Below are 18,174 nucleotides of genomic sequence, written 5' to 3' on the forward strand. Positions count from 1 at the left end.
GCGCGGCCACGGGGGGCAGCGCGTAGGTGGCGGGCAGCAGCATCGCGATGGTGGCGACCGGGCCGATGCCGGGCAGCACGCCGATCAGCGTGCCCAGCAGACAGCCGACGAAGGCGTAGATGAGGTTCTGCAGCGTGAAAGCCGCCGTGAAACCGATGGAGAGGTTATTGATGAGATCCATGGTGAGCTCGCTCTCAGCCGGTGATGAAGGTGGGCCAGACCTGGAACTGCAGCTTCAGCGCGACCACGAAGGCCAGGTAACTGCCGACGGCCAGGATGGTGGCGAGGATCAGGCTGGCCTTGAAGCTGTAGTGCTCCCCTGCCAGGCCGGCGATCAGCACCAGCGCATAGATGGCGGCGATCAGGCCCATGGCCGGCAGGCCGACGCTCGGCAGGCCCCCGAGCAGGATCCCGAAGATGAGGTTGGCGCCGATGATGAAGGCCAGCGGGCGCCATGCGATGTTTCCGACCGGCTCGCCGTCCACCGTCTCGATGGTCAGCGACGTGAAGATCACGATCGCGCCCAGAACGGCGAGCAGGATGCCCAGCATCAGCGGAAAGTAGCCCGGCCCCATGCGCGCGCCGGTGCCCACGTTGTAGGCCGTCGCTCCCCAGCCGAAGGCGATGCCGACGGCGGTGAACATGAGGCCCGCGAAAAAGTCCTTCTGACTCTTGATCTTCACGAACAGTCCCCTTGGATTTAGAACAGCGGGATTGTGGGGTCAGCTTCTGGTCAGCTTCGATGTGGATACCACCTAGCGAAGAGCTAGGGTTATCCCGGCTGTGCCGGACGACCGCGGCGGCCCACTGGCGCGGTCGGACGCGATGAAAAACGCAGGGAGCGGGGTCTCTATGCCCTGCCCTGCACTGCCCCAGCCCCTATTCGAGCGGCGGCGTTGCGCTCAGAACTTCATCGACCGTGGTCAGCCCTTCGGCCACCCGCAGGGCACCGGCCAGGCGCAGCGGGCGCATGCCATCGGCCACGCCCTGGCGGCGCAGGGCCGCCACGTTGGGCTCCTTGTTGACCAGGGTCTTGAAGGGCTCGCTGATGGTCAGCAGTTCGTACAGGCCCATGCGGCCGCGGTAGCCCGTCATGCGGCAATCGACGCAGCCCACCGGCTTGTAGGCACGCACCGAACCGGTGATCTGCCAGGGCTTGACCAGTTCGCCGAGCTGCTCGCGCGTGACGCGCTCGTCCGGCGCCTTGCAGTGCGGGCAGAGGGTGCGCACCAGGCGCTGGGCCAGCACGCCGAGCATGGTGGCGTTGATCAGGTAGTTGGGCACGCCCAGTTCCATCAGGCGCGTGATGGCGCTGGGCGCATCGTTGGTGTGCAGGGTGCTGAACACCAGGTGGCCGGTGAGCGCGGCCTGCACCGCCATCTCGGCGGTGGCGAGGTCGCGGACCTCGCCCACCATGATGATGTCCGGGTCCTGCCGCATCAGCGCGCGCAAGCCTTCGGTGAAGCCGAAGTCCAGTTGGGGCTGCACCTGCGTCTGGTTGAAGGAGGGCTCGATCATCTCGATCGGGTCTTCCACCGTGCTGACGTTGACTTCTTCCGTCGCCACCCGCTTGAGGGTGGAATAGAGCGTGGTGGTCTTGCCGGAGCCGGTCGGCCCGGTCACGAGGATGATGCCGTGCGGCCGCGTCACCAGCTGCTCCCAGCGCTGCGCGTCGTGCTGCGCGAAGCCCAGCGCATCGAGGTCCTTGACCGCGGTGTCGGGGTCGAAGATGCGCATCACCATCTTCTCGCCGAAGGCGGTGGGCAGGGTCGACAGGCGCATTTCGACCTCGTCGCCTCGGATGTTGCGGGTCTTGATGCGGCCGTCCAGCGGGCGGCGCTTTTCCACCACATCCATGCGGCCCAGCAACTTGATGCGCGAGACCATCGCGTTCATCACGCCCATGGGCATCTGGTAGGCCGGGTGCAGCACACCGTCGATGCGGAAGCGGATCACGCCCTGGTCGCGCCGCGGCTCCAGGTGGATGTCGCTGGCGCGCTGGTCGAAGGCGTACTGCCAGAGCCAGTCGACCACCTGCACCACGCTCTGGTCGTTGGCGTCGAGCTGCTTGTTGCTCTTGCCCAGCTCGACCAGTTGCTCGAAGCTGGCGCCGCCCGCGCTGCCGCCGGCCTTCTGCGCCGCGCGCACCGACTTGGCCAGCGAGAAGAACTCGGCCGTGTAGCGCTGGATGTCCACCGGGTTGGCGACCACGCGCCGCACGGTGCGGCGGGCCTGGCGCTCGACCTCCGCGATCCAGTCGGTGAGGAAGGGCTCGGCCGTGGCCACCACCACTTCGCTCGGCGTGACCTGCACCGGCAGCACCTTGTGACGCTCGGCATAGGCGGCGCTCATGGTGTCGGCCACCTTGCCCACGTCGACGCGCAGCGGGTCGATGCGCAGGTAGGCCAGGCCGGCGCGGCCGGCCAGCCATTCGGTGAGCATTTCCAGGTCCAGCGGCTTGCCGTCGGCCCGGCGCGTCATCGCGACGTTCGCCAGGCGCACCAGCGGCGGCTGGCGGCTCTCGGCCTGGGCGCAGCGCGCCAGGGTGCGCCGGGCCTCCTCGGTCGTGATGACCTGGTCCTTGGCGAGCCATTCGATCAGTTGGCGCAGTTGCAGCGGACCCTCGTAGCGGGACGGCGGTGGCGATGCGGGCGAGGACACGGCGCTCATGGTTCTGCAAGGTACTTGAAGACCCGCAGCCACTTGGGGGCCGGCAGGCCCCATCGAGTCTGGATGCTTTGGGCGCGCTCGGCAAGCAGGTTGCGCCTCGGCCGTGACGGGGTGCGCTGGGCCAGCACGATGGTGTTGCCCTCGCGCGTCGGCCGGAAGGCCCACAGCGCCTCCTCGCCGAAGGCCGCACCGATCTGATGGAGGCTGCGATCGAAGCTGGAGGAGCGGCCGAACAGGTTGACCGTCATGCAGCCGTCCTCGGTCAGCAGGCGGCGGCAGCCGGCGTAGAAGTCCTCGCTGTCGAGCACCGGCGCCGCGGCCTCGTGGTCATAGAGGTCGACCTGCAGCGCATCCACCGTGCCCTGCCATTCGGGCTTGCGGATCTCGTCCTGCGCATCGGCGATCACCACGCGCAGCCTGGCATCGTCGGCGGGCAGCTTGAACCAACCTCGGCACGCGGCCAGCACCTGGGGATTGAGTTCGATCGCGGTGGTACGCATGCGCAGGGTCTTGCGGCAGAACTTGGTCAGGCTGCCCGCGCCCAGGCCGAGCTGCATGGCGTGGCGCTTCGGCACCTCGGCGGGCTCGACGAACAGCAGCCAGGCCATCATGCGCTGCACGTATTCGAGCTCGATTTCGAAGGGCGCATCCAGCTTCATCGAGCCCTGGACCCATTCGGTGCCCAGGTGCAGATAGCGCACGTCCCCGTAGTCGGAGAAGTTGACTTCGGGCAGGGTGGTGCGGCGCTTCATTGCCCGGACGGCATCACAGGTGCTTGCACGGGGAGGTATTGCCCGATCACTTCGCGCCAGGCCGCCACCTTGCGCTCGAGATCCCAGGACGCATGGGCCGGGCTGGTCGAAGGCAGACGATGCACCGGCACGCCCAGGCCGCGGGTGTGCCGCGCATGCTTGAAGCTCTCGCCGCCGTTGTGCGCGACCGCGGCCAGGGCCGGCAGGCGCAGCGCGGCGATGTCATTGGGCACGGCGTCGCGGATGGCGGCATCGAGGCTGCCACTGCGCGTGCACTGCCCATACACGTCCCACAGGCCCAGGCCATGCGCGAGCAGCCACCCGCTACGCTTTTCATAGCTGTCAGGCTCCATGGGGAGCGCGTCGTGAGGCCAGAGGGCTTGCAAGATTCTCCAGAACTGATTTTGCGGGTGCGCATAATACTGCCGCTGCGCGAGCGACCTGACGCTCGGGAAGCTGCCGAGAATCAGCACCACCGTCGCTTCCGAGACGACCGGCGCCAGCCCGGTGAGGATGCGCGGCTGCTGGGGCTGCGCAATCGGCCGGCGCGCCGTCATGCTGCCGCCGCCCGAGGCCGCGTCGCAGAAAGAAAAAACCCGCCGAAGCGCTGGCGGGTTTTCTCGTTGGCCAATGGAAACTGTCTCAAGGCTTCTTCGCGGCTTCGTTCTGCGGCGTGCCCGGGATCTTCTCGCCGATCTTGTCGCCCACCTGACGCGTCTTGTCGGCCGCGGCCGTCGCCGTGCTGCTGACTGCGGTGCCGGCTTTCCCGGCCGCGTTCCCTGTGGCATTCACCGCCTTGCCGGTGCCGCGCTTGGTCGCATTCCAGGCCTTCTTGGCGCCGCGCTCCGTCGCGTTGACGGCCTTCTCGGTTCCGCTCTTGGTGGCGTCCCAGGTCTTTTCGCCGGCGTTTTCCACCTTCGCGGCCGTGCTCGGCTGCGCCGGCTGGGTCTGGGCGGCCGCCGGCAGTGCCACGGCGGCGAAAGCCAGGGCCAGGGCGGCAGGAAGGATGCGAATGGATTTGTTCATTGGAAGGTCCTTTGCAATGTTGTAGTGACGAACTTGCCACGAGGCCAGAACGGTCACCGTGCACGCAAGGATGACAGCAAAATGGGCCGCCGGAGTCCGCGCATCCAAGTGGCGAACTCCACCTACGCCCTGGCAGGCATGCGCGACTACAGGCGCATCAGCGAAGACAGACGTGGCAAGGCTTCGATCGCGTTCCGGGTGGTGGCCTCGGCCAGTTCCTGCGTCGTGATGCCGCGCAGGCCGGCCACCACCTCGGCGATGCGCGGCAGTTCCCCGGGATCGTTGCGCCCCTGCGGCTCACCCGCCGCGCGCTGCGCCTGCGTGCGGTAGAGCCACTGCGGGGGGATGTCGGGCGAGTCCGTCTCCAGCACGATCGCATCGAGCGGCAACTCCGCTGCCAGCCGCCGCAGCTGCAGCGCACGCTCGAAAGTGACGGCCCCGCCAAAGCCCAGCTTCAGCCCGAGTTCGATGCAGGCCTGCGCCTGCTGCAGGCTGCCGTTGAACGCGTGGGCGATGCCGTGCCAGCCGCCGGGCGGCACCATCAGGCGCAGGTGCCGCAGCACCTGGTCCACCGAGCGGCGCACGTGGATGATCACCGGCAACGCATAGCGGCGGGCCAGTTGCAACTGGTTGTGAAACACATGCGCCTGCTTCTCGAGATCGAGTTCCGGCACGAAATAGTCGAGTCCGATTTCGCCCACTGCCACCAGCCGCGGATCGTCCATTCCCGCTTCGAGTTCGGCGTCGAGGCGGGCCAGGTCATCGTCGTCGGACTCGGGCGTGCACAAGGGGTGGATGCCCAGCGCGTAGGCGTCGTCCTGCTCATGCGCGAGTTGCCGGACCCTTGCGAAGTTGGAGGACGCCACGGCCGGAATCACGCACATGCGCACATTGCGCCGGGCCGCTCGCGCGCGGATGTCCGGCATCTCGCGGCCGAATTCGGGCGCATCGAGGTGGCAGTGGGTATCGACAAGGGCGTACATCCAAAGATGATGCCCGAAGGTGAGCAGGAGCGCGGAAAGCGTGCTACCGTGCCAATCACACGCATGGACTTTTTGTCGGAGGTGTCCCGATGCGCAGGCCAGCTTTCTACAGCCGCTCGCCCCACACGCCGCTGGAGGCAGCGGCCGATGACGGGACTCCTCGGGCGCCCGATGCGCCGGCGGAGGCCACTTCCGCAGCGCCCGCCGCCACGGCGCCCGAGCCACGCAGGTCGCGCTGGCGGCCGGGCGGCCGAAGCCTCGCGCTGCTGCTGGCAGCCGTCGTGGGCGCATCGGCCACCGCCATCGCCACATGGCCGCGCCAGAACATCCGCCAGTACACGCAGAAGGACATCGACGCCGCCGTCCTGCGCACCCTCCAGACCGCCACCCTTCCCTCCCCGTACGCCAAGGCCGCCGAGATCATCCGCCCCTCCGTGGTGCGCGTGGTGGGCTACGGCCCCGAGAAAAAGACACCCGAAGCCCAGACCCAGAAGCAGGGCCGCAACCTGGCCAAGGGCAAGGCCCCCGATGCCGACGAGCCGCCCGGCGAAGTCGAGCGCGGCGTCGGCAGCGGCGTGGTGATCGTCGACAAGGGCATCATCCTGACCAACCTGCACGTGGTCGCGGGCGCCGAGAAGATCAAGGTCACCTTCGCCGATGGCCTCGAGGCGCCGGCCGTCATCACCGGCGTTCAGCCCGAGAACGACCTCGCGGTGCTGCAGGCGCAGAAGCTGCCCGACGACCTGATCCCCGCCACCATGCGCTCCACCGCCGACCTGCAGTCCGGCGACATGGTCGCCGCGGTCGGCTTCCCCTTCGGCATCGGGCCCTCGGTGTCGGGCGGCGTGGTCTCCGGTCTCAAGCGCTCGTTCCGCTCGCCCGAGGGCAAGCAGGAACTGGGCAACCTGATCCAGTTCGACGCCGCCGCCAACCCGGGCAATTCCGGGGGGCCGCTGGTCAACATGAACGGCGAGGTGCTGGGCATCGTCACCGCCATCCTCAACCCGACCCAGCAGCGCACCTTCATTGGCATCGGATTTGCTGTGCCGATCGAGAACGCCGCGTCCGCCGCCGGCTCGCCGCCCTTCTGAACGAAGCGGTGCACGAGCCTGTTTTCCAGTTCCAACGACGAAAGCACCGCATGAGCACGGAAACCGAAGCGACACCGCCCACCACGGCCAACTCCACTGCCGAGCTGATGGAGCAGATCCTCTACCAGGTCAAGCGCGTCGTCGTGGGCCAGGATCGCTTCCTCGAACGGGTGATGGTGGCGGTGCTCGCGGGCGGCCACCTGCTGGTGGAAGGCGTGCCCGGGCTGGCCAAGACGCTCACCGTCAAGACGCTGGCCGATGCGATCCGCGGGCGCTTCAAGCGCATCCAGTTCACCCCCGACCTGGTGCCGGCCGACCTGGTCGGCACGCGCATCTACAACCAGAAGACCGGCGAATTCAGCACCTCGCTGGGCCCGGTGTTCGCCAACCTCCTGCTGGCCGACGAGATCAACCGCGCGCCGGCCAAGGTGCAGAGCGCCCTGCTCGAAGTGATGCAGGAGCGCCAGGTCACCATCGCCGGCGAGACGCACCGGGTGCCGCGCCCCTTCCTCGTGATGGCGACGCAGAACCCGATCGAGACCGAAGGCACCTATCCGCTGCCGGAGGCGCAGGTCGACCGCTTCATGATGAAGGTGCTGGTCGACTACCCCACCGACGAGGAAGAGTTCGTGATCGTCGAGCGCGTGATCGGCCCCGCGGTCGAAGCCGCGCCGGTCGCCACCACCGAGCAGCTGGCGGCCCTGCAGGCGGAGGCACGGCAGGTCTACGTCGACCCCTCGCTCATCCAGTACGCGGTGCGGCTGGTGTCCGCCACTCGCACGCCCGAGCGGCACGGTCTGAAGGACATGCGCCGCTTCATCACCTACGGCGCCAGCCCGCGCGCCAGCATCAACCTGACCGAGGGCGCACGGGCGCTCGCCTTGCTGCGGGGCCGCAGCTACGCGTTGCCCGAGGACATGACGGCCCTGGTGCCCGACGTGCTGCGGCACCGCGTGACGCTGTCCTACGAGGGCCTCTCCGAAGGCCTCACGCCCGACAGCCTGATCGACCGCATCATGCGCGCCGTGCCGCCGCCGGCCAAGCCGCTCGAACATGAAAAGCTGGTGGCCTAGCCGCCGTCCGGCGGCCAACGATGCCCAGCTCGCGGCCGAGGCCGCGGCCGGCGGTGCGGAGCGCGCGCTGCGCAGGCTCGAGTGGACGGTGATACGCCGCCTGGACGGCCTGCTGCAGGGCGACTACCGCACGTTGATGCGCGGCACCGGCCTGGACCTGGCCGACCTGCGCGAATACCAGCATCACGACGACGTGCGCCACATCGACTGGAACGTGACGGCCCGCCTGCAGACGCCGCACGTGCGCGTGTTCACGGAAGACCGCGAGATGGCCGCCTGGTTCGTGCTCGACCTGAGCCGCTCGGTGGACTTCGGCTCCGGCGTGAAGGCCAAGCGCGAGATCTCGGCCGGTTTCGTCGGCGTGCTTGCCCGCCTGCTCACGCGGCACGGCAACCGGGTCGGAGCGCTGGTCTACGGCACCGACGTGGAGGCCGTGATCTTGCCGCGCACGGGCCGCCGCCACGTGCTGCACCTGCTCGACGCCATGGAGCGCCGCACGCACCGGAAGGAACGGCAACCCGACCAGAAAGGCATGACCCGCCTGGCCGACCTGCTGAAGTCGGCGGCCATCCTGATGCCGCGCCGCTCCACCGTCTTCGTGGTTTCCGACTTCCTGTCCGAGCCGGGCTGGGACCGTCCGCTGGCGCAGCTCGTGCAACGGCACGAGGTGGTGGCAGTGCGCCTGTTCGATCCGCTCGAGCTGGAGATTCCCGACCTCGGCCTGGTGCCGCTCACCGATGCCGAAACCGGCGAGCAGTTGTGGGTCGATACCCACGACGCCGCTTTTCGCAAGCGCTTCGCACGCCTCGCTGCCGAGCGCGAAAACCAGTTGCGCGAGACGCTGGCCAAGGCAGGCGTCGACACGCTCGAACTCTCGACCCGGGACGACCTGGTGCAGGCCATCGTGCGCTTCGCCGACATGCGCAAGCGCCGCGTGCGCGCGACCGGCGCGTCCCTTTCCAAGGCGGTGGCAGCATGACCTTCCTCTGGCCTCAATTCCTCTGGTTCCTGGCGGCGGTGCCGCTGCTGGTGCTGCTCTACATCTGGCTGCTGCGGCGCAAGAAGAAGCTGGCGCTGCGCTATGCCAGCCTGTCGATCGTCCGCGAGGCGATGGGCGTGCGCCAGAGCATGCGGCGCCACATCCCGCCGCTGCTGTTCCTGCTCGCGATGATCGCCATGCTGATCGCCGCCGCGCGGCCCATGGCGGTGGTGGTGCTGCCCTCGAACCAGCAGACCATCATCCTGGCGATGGACGTCTCGGGCAGCATGCGCGCGGCCGACGTGCAGCCCAACCGTCTGGTGGCCGCCCAGGAAGCGGCGAAGGCCTTCCTCAAGGACCTGCCACGGCACGTGAAGGTGGGCATCGTCGCCTTCGCCGGCAGCGCCAACGTGGCGCAGTTGCCCACGACCAACCGCGAAGACCTGGTCCAGGCGATCGACTCCTTCCAGTTGCAGCGCGCCACGGCCACCGGCAACGCGATCGTCGTGTCGCTGGCCACGCTGTTTCCGGACCAGGGCATCGACGTCTCCAACTTCGGCCCGCAGGCCACGAGCAACCGCCAGCGCGGCGTGCCGCTCGAGCAGGCCGGCAAGCCGCCGCCCAAGGAGTTCACGCCGGTGGCGCCGGGCTCCTACACCTCCGCCGCCATCATCATGCTGACCGATGGCCAGCGCACCACCGGGGTCGACCCGCTGGATGCAGCCAAGGCGGCCGCGGAGCGCGGCGTGCGCGTCTACACGGTGGGCATCGGCACGGTGGACGGCGAGACCATCGGCTTCGAAGGCTGGTCGATGCGCGTGCGCCTCGACGAGGAAACACTCAAGGCCATCGCCAACAAGACGCAGGCCGAGTACTACTACGCCGGCACCGCGGCCGACCTGACCAAGGTCTACAACACCCTGAGCTCCAGGCTCACGGTCGAGAAGAAGGAGACCGAGATCTCGGCCCTGTTCGCGCTGGGCGCTGCGGCGCTCGCGCTGCTGTCGGCCGGGCTGTCGCTGCTGTGGTTCAACCGGATCCTCTGAGCGGGTTCGTGGCGGGGCTCACCCATCTGCAGCAGGATGTCCCGCACCCGATCCATCGAAGGATCGATGTCCTCGGTCTCGATCGCGCCGTAGCTACACCGCATGGCAGCGCCGGATGTGCCGGTGCAAATCGCCGTCGTCGATGAACTTCGCCAAGGCCCGCTGGGCCGGCACGGCCGTGTGCCAGTCGCTCAGGTGCTTGGCGACGCTCACGGCCTCCAGGATCACCCGTGGCGCTCTTTGAGAAGGTCCCGACAAAGGCGACCAGGCTGGCCTCGTCCATGCCTGCTGGCCATTGGCTTGATCAACACATGGAACCGGTTGTCGGTCGGGTCTCGGAAGCAGATCGCGGGCTGACGAACTCTGCCAGCGCCTCTCGGCGGCGACGCTCCTCGGGGAGCCGTTGCCCTCCCGAGCCGCTCCTTATCCCAGGGCCTGCGATGGAATTCGCCCACAGGGGATGGCTGCGGCACACAGCCGCACATCATCCATCGGAATGGACACGCTGAAGCACGTTCCTCTGCCGAGTACCGACTGAACCTGTACGGTGTACCCAAGGCAATCGGCGAACCGCTTGACGATCGCCAGGCCCAGCCCGGAGCCTTTAAGAGACGTCCTATCGTCAGACTCGTGTTCTCGATGGAATGCTTCAAAAATCCGCTGGTGCGCGTCTGCCTTGATGCCGGGCCCCTGGTCCCAAACCTGGAGCGTCAAGTGTGTGCTTCGTCGTCGCGCGCCGATCAGAACGCCTCCGCGCGAGTACTTGAGAGCGTTCGAAATCAGGTTCTCGAGGATGCGCAGGAGCATCGGGGCGTCGGTGTGAACGAAGAGTGACGTTCGGCGGAAGCGCAGCGCGGCGCGTCCAGGCACCATCGAGCCCTCGAAGCTCAGATCCAACTTCTGGAACAGCGACTGAATGCTTGTCCATTCGAGCCGCACACCGACATCCAGCGCTTCGATTCGAGCAAAGTCGAGAACTCGATCGATGTAGATCTGCAGTGCGTCGAGCTCGCGCCCCAGCCTTTCGAGCGGTCGTTTCGCATCACTGCCATCCTTGCCTGCGGACATGGCGGACGAGACCCACAACTTTGCCGCATGCAACTGCTGCCGAAAATCGTGGCTGGCCTCGGAGAAAAATGCCGAGCGCGTTTGGAGCGCCCGCCACGCGGCATTCTTGAGCGCCTCGAGCTGCGCGTTGGAGGCCTGAAGCTCGTCCAGGGCCCGATTCAACTCGACACCACGAAGCTGCACATTCAACTGGCGGATCGAGACAAATACGTTGAGCCAGATGATGGCGGCCACGCAGCAATTCACCGCGATGAGTGCCGGCAGCGTCGTGGTCCGATTGATCCAGAACGCGTAAGTGAAACCCACCCACAGGAGAAGGTAGTAGGTCATCGAAGTGATCGGCGTCACCGGCCACATCCCGGATATCGAGATCGAGATCCCGATGAAGCCGACGAGCAGCATCACCTCCCGCATCGACAACTCTGGCCCAACGAACAACTGCGTCGTCCAGACCCAGAAGGCACAGCCGATCAGGCCACTGGCCAGAGGCAGGCATTTCAAAAGCCCCGATTTTTCGACGGCCGATGGGGGCAGGCGCTGGAGCGGCGCGATCATCAACATGCGCATCGTCCAACTGGCCAGAAAAACGCCGGCCCAGAACCAGACCCGGGCAGCATCGATGATCGGATAGAAGTGATGGACAGCGATGAGTCCGATGACCGTGGTCCAGTTCACCACCTGCTGCATGGCGAATGCCCGCATCGCGAGATGCTTGTGCGCCGGGCTCACCGTCAGCAGCAGGCGCGTACGCAGCGGCTGGCCCGGCTCGCTGCCCGACTCCTCGCCCTTCATGGCGGCGGAAGATGCAAGCCCACTCACGGCTGCACCCCGTCCAGCATCAGGAGCCCGAACTGCAATGCGCGCTGGACGGCATGCGCACGCGAGTTCACCACCAGTGCATCCATCGCGGAATCGATGTGGTAATTGACCGTGCCCGCGTGCAGTTGGAGGATCTGCGCGATCTGCTTGGTGGATTTGCCTTCGCTGACCAACTGCAAGCATTGGGTCTGGCGCACGGTCAGCCGCGGTATGTTCGTGGTCTGCGCATTCGCCGCGGGGAACACCTTCTCTCCGATCAGCACGCTGTCGAGCGCTCGAACCAGCGCCTGCACCTCCATCGCCTTCAGGATGTAGCCCAGGAAACCGGTGGCCTGGATCTGCGCGATGTAGTCGGGACGCTGCGAGCCCGTGAGGATGCATGTGATGGAAGCCAGGCCGAGGCGCTCGATTTCCATGGCGAGCGACAGACCCGCGGCACCAGGCACGTCGAGATCCAGGAAGATCAGTCCCCAACGATCCGACTGTGACTCCAGCGCTTGCCGCGCCAGCTGAGCTGTGGCGCAAACGTGGATCGACGCCACGCGCGGATTGCGGGCGATCTTGTCGGCGGTCGCTTCCGAAACGACCGGCTGGTCTTCGACCAATAGAACGTTCATGTTGTGTTTTCCCCCTGACCGGCGTTCCGCAAAAACCTGCCGTTGCCGGTGCCGCGCGCATCATCCGTCAACACGGGCCATCCCGTCCCTGGTAATCCTCACTAGTTGTCACGAATCCTGCAATAACTAGATTCGGCCCACCACAACTCACGAACAGGAAGCGCAGATGCCCCAGACCTCCGAACCGAACGGCGACCCATTCGAGGAGCCTGAGGTCATCCACTCTTACGAACGCGCACCGATGCTCCCCCATGGCGAACTGCTGGATCTCAGTGGCTTGGCGGAGTTGGTGGGATTCATCGTGCCGGTGACAATGACGTACGAAGCGTGGGTCGAATGCATTGGATGGACCGGTACGCCGCCGGAACCCGAGTTCCCTGGCACGTGTGAAATCGCACGGCTGTGGCAAGTGCTGTGGCTCGCGCGAGCAGAGGCCCTGCGGCACGACGGCACGCAGTTCAGCTTCTCGATGCCTCGCGCGCTGCGGTACGACGACGGCAATGCCGACGACAACCTTGTCCGGCGTGTAGACCTTGTCTTGCTCACGCACGCTGGCGATCAGGGTGAGCTGGTCGCGACGATCATGCTGCCGTGGCAGGACTGATGCCGCCGGCTCGGCGCGCACGGGCTTGCAAAGCCAGGTGAGGAAGAGGAGGTCCAGCATTCAGCGCCACTGGAGCAACAGCGACCAGGGCGCGCGGCTCATGTGGCGATCGATGCAGTGCGGCGTGCGGGCGTCGCAGCCCAGGTAGTCGGGATCGAGCAGCCCGCTGCCGCGCGCAAACGAGAGCCGGCGCAAGGTGACTGACTGCAGCACGTTGCCGCCGATGGCATCGAAGCCCTTCGCATCCACCGCGACCACCACGTCGCAATGCATCGGCACCGGCGCGCCGCCGGTGCCCCGCTTGGCCAGGATGCGGCCGAGGGCCTCGAAGCTGGCACGTTCTGCGTCGTCGCTGCGCGCATGGCAGACCAGGTCGCCGACGCGCGGCCGCGTCTGCATGAGCGCACAGGCCCGCAGCGCGAAGGGGTTGGCGCGTCCTTGCGCCTCGTCGATGCCGGCCTGCCACGCGGCGCCCGCGTAATCGGCATGCGCTTCCGAGTAGACGAACTCGCCGGGCCCCAGTCCGGCCTCGCGGGCCAGCCAGCTGACGAAGGCCGCGGACCACGGCGTGTCGATCACGGCCACGCGGGCTAGCGCGGCCTGGACGGCCTGCAGTTCATGGGATTGGAGGCCTTGCGGCGCATCCACGCCGAGGCCACGCAGGTGCGCGGCCGACGCAAGCTCCAGCGCCTGCGTCAGCAGCTCCCGGCGCGCCGGGCGGAGCGCGCCGAAGCGCACCGCGGAGGGCAGTCGGCGGGCCGGCGAATCCACCGCCTGCCAATAGCCGAGCACGCGTTGCCACGGTGCCATGGTGCCGGGCGCGCCGCGCGCGTCGTCCCCCTCCGAGAAGCCCGCCTCGATGAGCCGGCCTTCGGCATCCAGCGTCTGGCTGCCGAAAGCGAGATGCTCGCGTTGCGCAGCAGCCGCCATGGCCAGCGCCCGCGCGCTGGGTGGAATATGCAGGCTCGTGGCCTGGCAGGCGGCCGCGGCGGGCCTGGCGGCTGCCACGAGCAGCGTGGCAGCAAGTACCGCCATGGCGAGCAGGCGCCGTGGCATGTCGGACAAAGCGTCGAGGAAGCCCATGCGGCTCGAGCATAAGCGGCGCCCGCCGCCCTCGAGCATCAGCGTTCGACGCGGAGCTTGGGCCAGGGAGCTCCTACCAGCGCACCCGCAGCCCCGCCGAAGCATTGAGCCGCGACTTCACCCGCGTCCCTCCACCCGTCGCCCACAGCTTGCCGACTTCGCCGTAGAGGCTGGTCGTCTCGTTGATGGCCAGCGTGAAGCCTCCGGCCAGCTCGGTCGAGGTGCTGCCGTTGCGGCTGACGATGGTCGTGGTGGCCGCCGGGGTGACAAAGCGCGCGACATCGTTGCCACCCCCGGTGCGGTACAGGTTCACGCGCGCAGAGGGTTGCAGCCGGCCTGCACTCGTGCCGATGTCGCCCTTGAGCCGAACGCCCACGCGGGCGAGCCAGTTGCGGTCGCTCTCCTGCTGCACGCGCGTACCCCGGAGGTCGACGTCGTCGAACTCGATGTCCTGGTGCACCAGTTGGGCCTGCGGTTCGATCTGCCAGCCACCGCCAAGCGCGAAGGACTGGCCGACCTCCAGCGACGCGCTGAGGCTGTCGGCCTTGCCCCTGGTGCGCAGCGCGGCCTGCGGCTTGACTTCGTAGCGATGGCGGCCGAGTTGCAGGACGGCGTCGAGATAGAAGCCGCTGCCGGTGCCATAGGTCGCGTAGCCGCCGAGGTACTGGCTGCGCAGGTCGTTGCTGCCCACCGCCAGGTCGGCGATGCCGCGGGCGAAGCCCTGGACCTGGAGCTCGCCGTCGAGCTGGCCGGTGTAAACGCCTGCGCGCCAGGAGGCATCGCGCCACAGATCGGTGCCCGCTTGCAGGCCGCCCAGGCGGCCATCGCTTTGGGGGCTGACGGTGCCCGCCTGAAGCTCACGGTGGCGCCGCTGTTGACCGAGACATCGCCGATGCCGAGCGTGCCGCTGGTGCCGCCATCCCCGGCTTGCAGAACGCCGCTGACGATGGTGGTTCTGCCGACGTAGGTGTTGGGGCCCGCAAGGGTGAGGGGGCCGGTGCCGGTCTTGACGAGATTGCCAGGGCCGCTGATGGTGCCGCCGAGGAAGCTGGGGAAGTTGCCGGTGTCGATGAAGGCGTCCGCAGTGTCGGCGAAGCTGATGGCGTTGCCCAGGGTGAGTCTGTCGGCGATGAAGCCGAGGGTGGTCCCTCCGTGCATGGTGAGGACACCCAGCCCGAGGGCGCTGTCATTGCCCACCTCCACGCGACTTTGCTGGAGGTCGGTGCCGCCGCTGTAGGTGTTGGCACCCGTGAGTTGCAGTGTCCCGGCGCCGGTCTTGATGATGCCGATGCTGCCGGCATTGCTGCCCGTGCCGCCGGAGCCTGTCTGGTCCGCAATGGTGTTGGCGACCGTTTGTGTCGTGCCGCTGCCGGGTGCGAACGTGAGCGCTGAAGTGCTGCCCTGAAGGAAGATGCCCGAGCCGAAAGCCGAGGCGCGGAGGGCTGCGGCGAGTGGAAAAGGGTCGTAGGCCCCGACTCCAGCGGTGACCGAATTGCCATTGACGCTGAACGAACCGGTCAGCGTGACACGCGCGCCATTCTGGATGAAGACCGCGCCGCCCATGCCTGCGCCGCCGCCACCACCGTTGTACTGACTGCCCGCCCCCCCGCCAAACCCTCCCTGGCCGCCACCGCCGTTGACGCCTTCACCGCCGCCACCCCCGAAACCGCCTGCCCCGCCGGTGGCGAAGGATCCGCCTCCGCCACCACCAAAGCCGCCTGATGCGCCAGCACCGCCTCCTCCTCCGAATCTGGAATTGTCTACGTCGAGCGCCCCGCCGCCGCCGCTGTAGTCACCGCCGGGGCCCGGAGGCGTTCCCGTGGACGGACCAAAGGGAACGACAAAGAACGTCTCTCCAGCCCCTCCATAGGGACCGCCTCCATTCCCGGCATGAGTTTGGTCTGAACCGATGCTGCCGTCGGCATACAGACCTCCGCCACCTTGCCCGACATTGGCGGCCAATCCTTCGCGACTGCCTCCACCCGCCCCTCCCAGACCACCACCACCGCCGCTGGCCATGTAGATCGCATTCGGGTTCGCCGGGGTGAAATTGGCATTCGAATTGCCGCCGACCGCGCTGTTGCTGACCAGCGAGACGTTGTTCAGCGTCAAGTCCACGCCGCTGCGCGCAAACACCGCGCCGCCGGCGCCCATGCCGCCGCCGCCCATCGCAAAGTCCTGGCCCCCATCCCCTCCCTTGGCTCTCAGGTTCTGCAGTGTCAGGTCATTGATAGTCACCGTGCCGGCGCCAAGAAAGAACCCGCGGTAGGTACCGGCGCCATCGAGGGTGTGGCGGTTGCCGTTGATCGTGATCGGCTTCAGCGGGTCGCCGGCGAGCACACCGATGTTGCCGTTGAGGATGATGTCGGCCGTGAGGTTGATCGTCTGGGCCGGGTCGGCCGCGATGTTCTTGACGCAGTTGGCCAGCGAGGCGGTGTCGCCCGCATCGCAGGCCCAGGCCGACGGTGCCACCCAGGCCAGCAGGCAGGCCATCGCCAGTGGGCGAAGGCGCAGGCCCAGGGCCCGCTTGCTGCCGCTTTGCTTGCCGCGGACCCGCGCGCTCTCGGGGACGGCCACCCAGGCACCCAGCGCGGAGTTCCAAAGGCTGAGATGCGTTCTGTTCATGAGAGGAGGTCTCGGGTCGTCCAGGAACCCACGCGCGCGGCGCACGTGGCGGGCAGTGCCGCCTGAACTTGACCATCACTCGCCTGCACGTGCTGAACACGCAGGGCGCAGCGAAAGCCCTCAAGGGCCGGCGGCGCCCGAATGCTAGAAATGCTTCCGGACGCAGCCGGGCGAATGCGACAAAAAGCGAGAATTCATCCGTGCCCGGCAGCGCCGGGCACGGAACTCACCCTGCGCGGCTTCCGGCGCGATCTCCTGGCGACCGGCCGGTTCGTCGACCCGGGGCGGGGTCTACGCCGTTGCGCGGGATGGTGGGCACGGCGCTGCGCGAGCACGGCCATCGCCTCGACACGCCTCGAACACGCCCATGGACGGCATCAGAAGTGCATGGACACCGCGTCGCTCACGCGATAGTCCTCTTCCACCACCGGCATCCAGTGCCACTTGTCGAAGGTGGTGCAGGGGTGCGAAATGCCCAGGCCGACGCGCTCGCCCACCACCGGCGGCTGCGGCGAGGCGGCATCGTCCCAGCGCAGGTAGGCATGCTGGTCGTTCAGGCCGGTGATCTTCCACCCGGGGGGCACCGCCTGCGGCACCCGGCTGCCGGCCGCCGCGCGAGCGATCGGCACCGGCATCGCGAGGTCGAAGGAGATGTCGCGTTTGCCCACGGCCAGGATGGCGAGGCCGGGCTCGGGGCAGGACTGCACCGTGGCCCAGACCTCCAGCGCGGGGCGCAGGCTTTCGCCGCACTCGCAACCCAGCCGCTGATCGACCGCGCCGAGCATGCGCTGGTAGAAGCCGTGGTCGTGCGTGACGTAGCAGCCTGAGCGCAGGATGCCGCGCACGCCGCCGCGCAGCCGGGGCTTCAGGCGGCCCGCCACCAGGTCGAAGATGGCCGAGCCGCCGGCGGAGACAATCGCCTCCTCGCCCTCGAAAAGGCCGTTCTCGTCGCAATGGCGCGCCACCGCCTCGACGCGGTCCATCAGCGCGTTGGCGTAGGCGGTGTCGGCCTCGGTCTGGCCGCTGGCGGCCAGGCCTTCGTAGCACTCGATGCCGACCAGGCGCACCGCCTCGCTGGCATGCAGCGCCTCGGCCAGCCCGATCGCCTCCGCCTGCGTGCGGCAGCCGGTGCGCCCACCCGGCACGCCGATCTCCAGCATCACCTCGAAGGGCAGGCTGTCGGCATGCCGTCGCGCCCAGTTCTCGATGAGCGCAAGTTGCGCCCGGGAGTCGACCAGGAAGACCACACGCAGATCCGCGTGCTCGCGCAGCAACAGCTGGATGCCGGCGAGGTCTTCCGCGTTCATCACCTGGTTGGCAATGAGCGTGCGGCGTGCGCCGGCGGCCACGCCCACCGCGAGCTGGTTCACGGTGGCGAAGGTGAGGCCCCAGGCGCCGGCATCGAGCTGGCGGCGGAAGAGCTGTGGCGACATGGTGGTCTTGCCGTGCGGCGCGAGGTCGATGCCCCACTGGCGCACGCGCGCCTGCATCCAGCCGAGGTTGTGCTCCAACGCCTCGCGCTTGAGCACGGCCAGCGGCAGCGGCAGGTCGTCGGCCAGCACGTGCCAGCCCGCGCGGCCGATTTCGCTGCGGCGTCTGGGCGGCTGGGTGCGCGGGTAACCCTTGAAGCGGGCGTCGAGCAACGGGTCCAAGAGGTCTTGTTCGGTGGTCATGAATGATCAGCGCCATGCGGATGGAGGCCGAATGATGGCTTGGAGACAGGTCGCTCCCTAGCGAA

The 18,174-nt window shown here is 67.8% G+C and carries 17 protein-coding genes and 1 pseudogene; 5 read left to right on the forward strand and 13 right to left on the reverse strand.

Going from position 1 to position 18,174, the window contains the following annotated elements; all coding sequences use genetic code 11:
• From ABEA07_RS03545 to ABEA07_RS03575, 7 genes are all read right to left on the reverse strand, one after another.
• Window positions 1-181, reverse strand: a 181-nt coding sequence (locus ABEA07_RS03545) for a tripartite tricarboxylate transporter permease (RefSeq protein WP_345535921.1), incomplete at its 3' end; no start/stop codon positions are given.
• Between the two features lie 13 nt (window positions 182-194).
• The gene (locus tag ABEA07_RS03550; RefSeq protein WP_345535923.1) at window positions 195-683 is read right to left on the reverse strand and encodes a tripartite tricarboxylate transporter TctB family protein; all 489 of its coding nucleotides are present in this window, start codon (window positions 681-683) and stop codon (window positions 195-197) included.
• Window positions 684-879: 196 nt separating this feature from the next.
• The gene (gene tfpB / locus ABEA07_RS03555; RefSeq protein ID WP_345535925.1) at window positions 880-2,670 is read right to left on the reverse strand and encodes a type IV pilus assembly ATPase TfpB; all 1,791 of its coding nucleotides are present in this window, start codon (window positions 2,668-2,670) and stop codon (window positions 880-882) included.
• Window positions 2,667-3,422 carry a class I SAM-dependent methyltransferase gene (locus ABEA07_RS03560; RefSeq protein WP_345535926.1) on the reverse strand — a complete coding sequence of 252 codons (756 nt, stop codon included), beginning with the start codon at window positions 3,420-3,422 and terminating at the stop codon, window positions 2,667-2,669. Before ABEA07_RS03560 ends, tfpB begins: the two co-directional genes overlap by 4 nt.
• The gene (locus ABEA07_RS03565; protein WP_345535928.1) at window positions 3,419-3,979 is read right to left on the reverse strand and encodes a DNA-deoxyinosine glycosylase; all 561 of its coding nucleotides are present in this window, start codon (window positions 3,977-3,979) and stop codon (window positions 3,419-3,421) included. Before ABEA07_RS03565 ends, ABEA07_RS03560 begins: the two co-directional genes overlap by 4 nt.
• Before the next feature lie 85 nt (window positions 3,980-4,064).
• Window positions 4,065-4,448, reverse strand: a complete 384-nt coding sequence (locus ABEA07_RS03570) for a hypothetical protein (protein ID WP_345535929.1) — start codon at window positions 4,446-4,448, stop codon at window positions 4,065-4,067.
• Between the two features lie 146 nt (window positions 4,449-4,594).
• Entirely contained in the window at window positions 4,595-5,431 is an 837-nt protein-coding gene (locus ABEA07_RS03575; protein ID WP_345535930.1) for a TatD family hydrolase, read from the reverse strand.
• A gap of 89 nt (window positions 5,432-5,520) precedes the next feature.
• Here ABEA07_RS03575 and ABEA07_RS03580 point away from each other — a divergent pair, with 89 nt between their 5' ends.
• From ABEA07_RS03580 to ABEA07_RS03595, 4 genes are read left to right on the forward strand one after another with little or no spacing between them, the layout of a single operon-like run.
• A complete protein-coding gene (locus tag ABEA07_RS03580) occupies window positions 5,521-6,522 on the forward strand; it encodes a S1C family serine protease (protein WP_345535932.1) in 1,002 nt (333 codons plus the stop codon).
• A gap of 50 nt (window positions 6,523-6,572) precedes the next feature.
• Window positions 6,573-7,595, forward strand: coding sequence for an AAA family ATPase (locus ABEA07_RS03585; RefSeq protein ID WP_345535934.1), 1,023 nt, complete (start codon window positions 6,573-6,575; stop codon window positions 7,593-7,595).
• Window positions 7,576-8,574: a DUF58 domain-containing protein gene (locus ABEA07_RS03590; protein ID WP_345535935.1), complete on the forward strand. Its 999-nt coding sequence runs from the start codon at window positions 7,576-7,578 to the stop codon at window positions 8,572-8,574. The genes ABEA07_RS03585 and ABEA07_RS03590 overlap by 20 nt, the downstream gene beginning before the upstream one ends.
• Window positions 8,571-9,620, forward strand: coding sequence for a VWA domain-containing protein (locus ABEA07_RS03595; protein WP_345535936.1), 1,050 nt, complete (start codon window positions 8,571-8,573; stop codon window positions 9,618-9,620). Before ABEA07_RS03590 ends, ABEA07_RS03595 begins: the two co-directional genes overlap by 4 nt.
• A 423-nt stretch (window positions 9,621-10,043) precedes the next feature.
• Here ABEA07_RS03595 and ABEA07_RS03600 read toward each other — a convergent pair whose 3' ends face one another.
• Both ABEA07_RS03600 and ABEA07_RS03605 read right to left on the reverse strand, forming a co-directional pair.
• A complete protein-coding gene (locus ABEA07_RS03600) occupies window positions 10,044-11,480 on the reverse strand; it encodes a sensor histidine kinase (RefSeq protein ID WP_345535937.1) in 1,437 nt (478 codons plus the stop codon).
• 23 nt (window positions 11,481-11,503) lie between these two features.
• Complete coding sequence (locus ABEA07_RS03605; protein WP_345535939.1) at window positions 11,504-12,124, reverse strand: LuxR C-terminal-related transcriptional regulator; 621 nt, start codon at window positions 12,122-12,124, stop codon at window positions 11,504-11,506.
• A 166-nt stretch (window positions 12,125-12,290) separates the two neighbouring features.
• Between ABEA07_RS03605 and ABEA07_RS03610 the strand changes: the two genes are divergently transcribed.
• Complete coding sequence (locus ABEA07_RS03610) at window positions 12,291-12,728, forward strand: DUF6573 family protein (protein WP_345535940.1); 438 nt, start codon at window positions 12,291-12,293, stop codon at window positions 12,726-12,728.
• 60 nt (window positions 12,729-12,788) lie between these two features.
• On the opposite strand, the gene ABEA07_RS03615 is transcribed toward ABEA07_RS03610, so the two are convergent.
• From ABEA07_RS03615 to ABEA07_RS03630, 4 genes and pseudogenes are all read right to left on the reverse strand, one after another.
• Complete coding sequence (locus ABEA07_RS03615) at window positions 12,789-13,811, reverse strand: DUF2272 domain-containing protein (protein WP_345535941.1); 1,023 nt, start codon at window positions 13,809-13,811, stop codon at window positions 12,789-12,791.
• 73 nt (window positions 13,812-13,884) lie between these two features.
• Complete coding sequence (locus ABEA07_RS03620; protein WP_345535995.1) at window positions 13,885-14,628, reverse strand: autotransporter domain-containing protein; 744 nt, start codon at window positions 14,626-14,628, stop codon at window positions 13,885-13,887.
• A gap of 116 nt (window positions 14,629-14,744) precedes the next feature.
• A pseudogene (locus ABEA07_RS03625) lies at window positions 14,745-16,436 on the reverse strand (ESPR-type extended signal peptide-containing protein); the annotation flags it as partial.
• A gap of 377 nt (window positions 16,437-16,813) precedes the next feature.
• A complete protein-coding gene (locus ABEA07_RS03630; protein WP_345535942.1) occupies window positions 16,814-18,109 on the reverse strand; it encodes an amino acid deaminase in 1,296 nt (431 codons plus the stop codon).
• Window positions 18,110-18,174 lie beyond the last annotated feature (65 nt).

It is taken from the genome of Variovorax defluvii, assembly GCF_039541515.1.
GTDB lineage: Bacteria > Pseudomonadota > Gammaproteobacteria > Burkholderiales > Burkholderiaceae_C > Variovorax > Variovorax defluvii.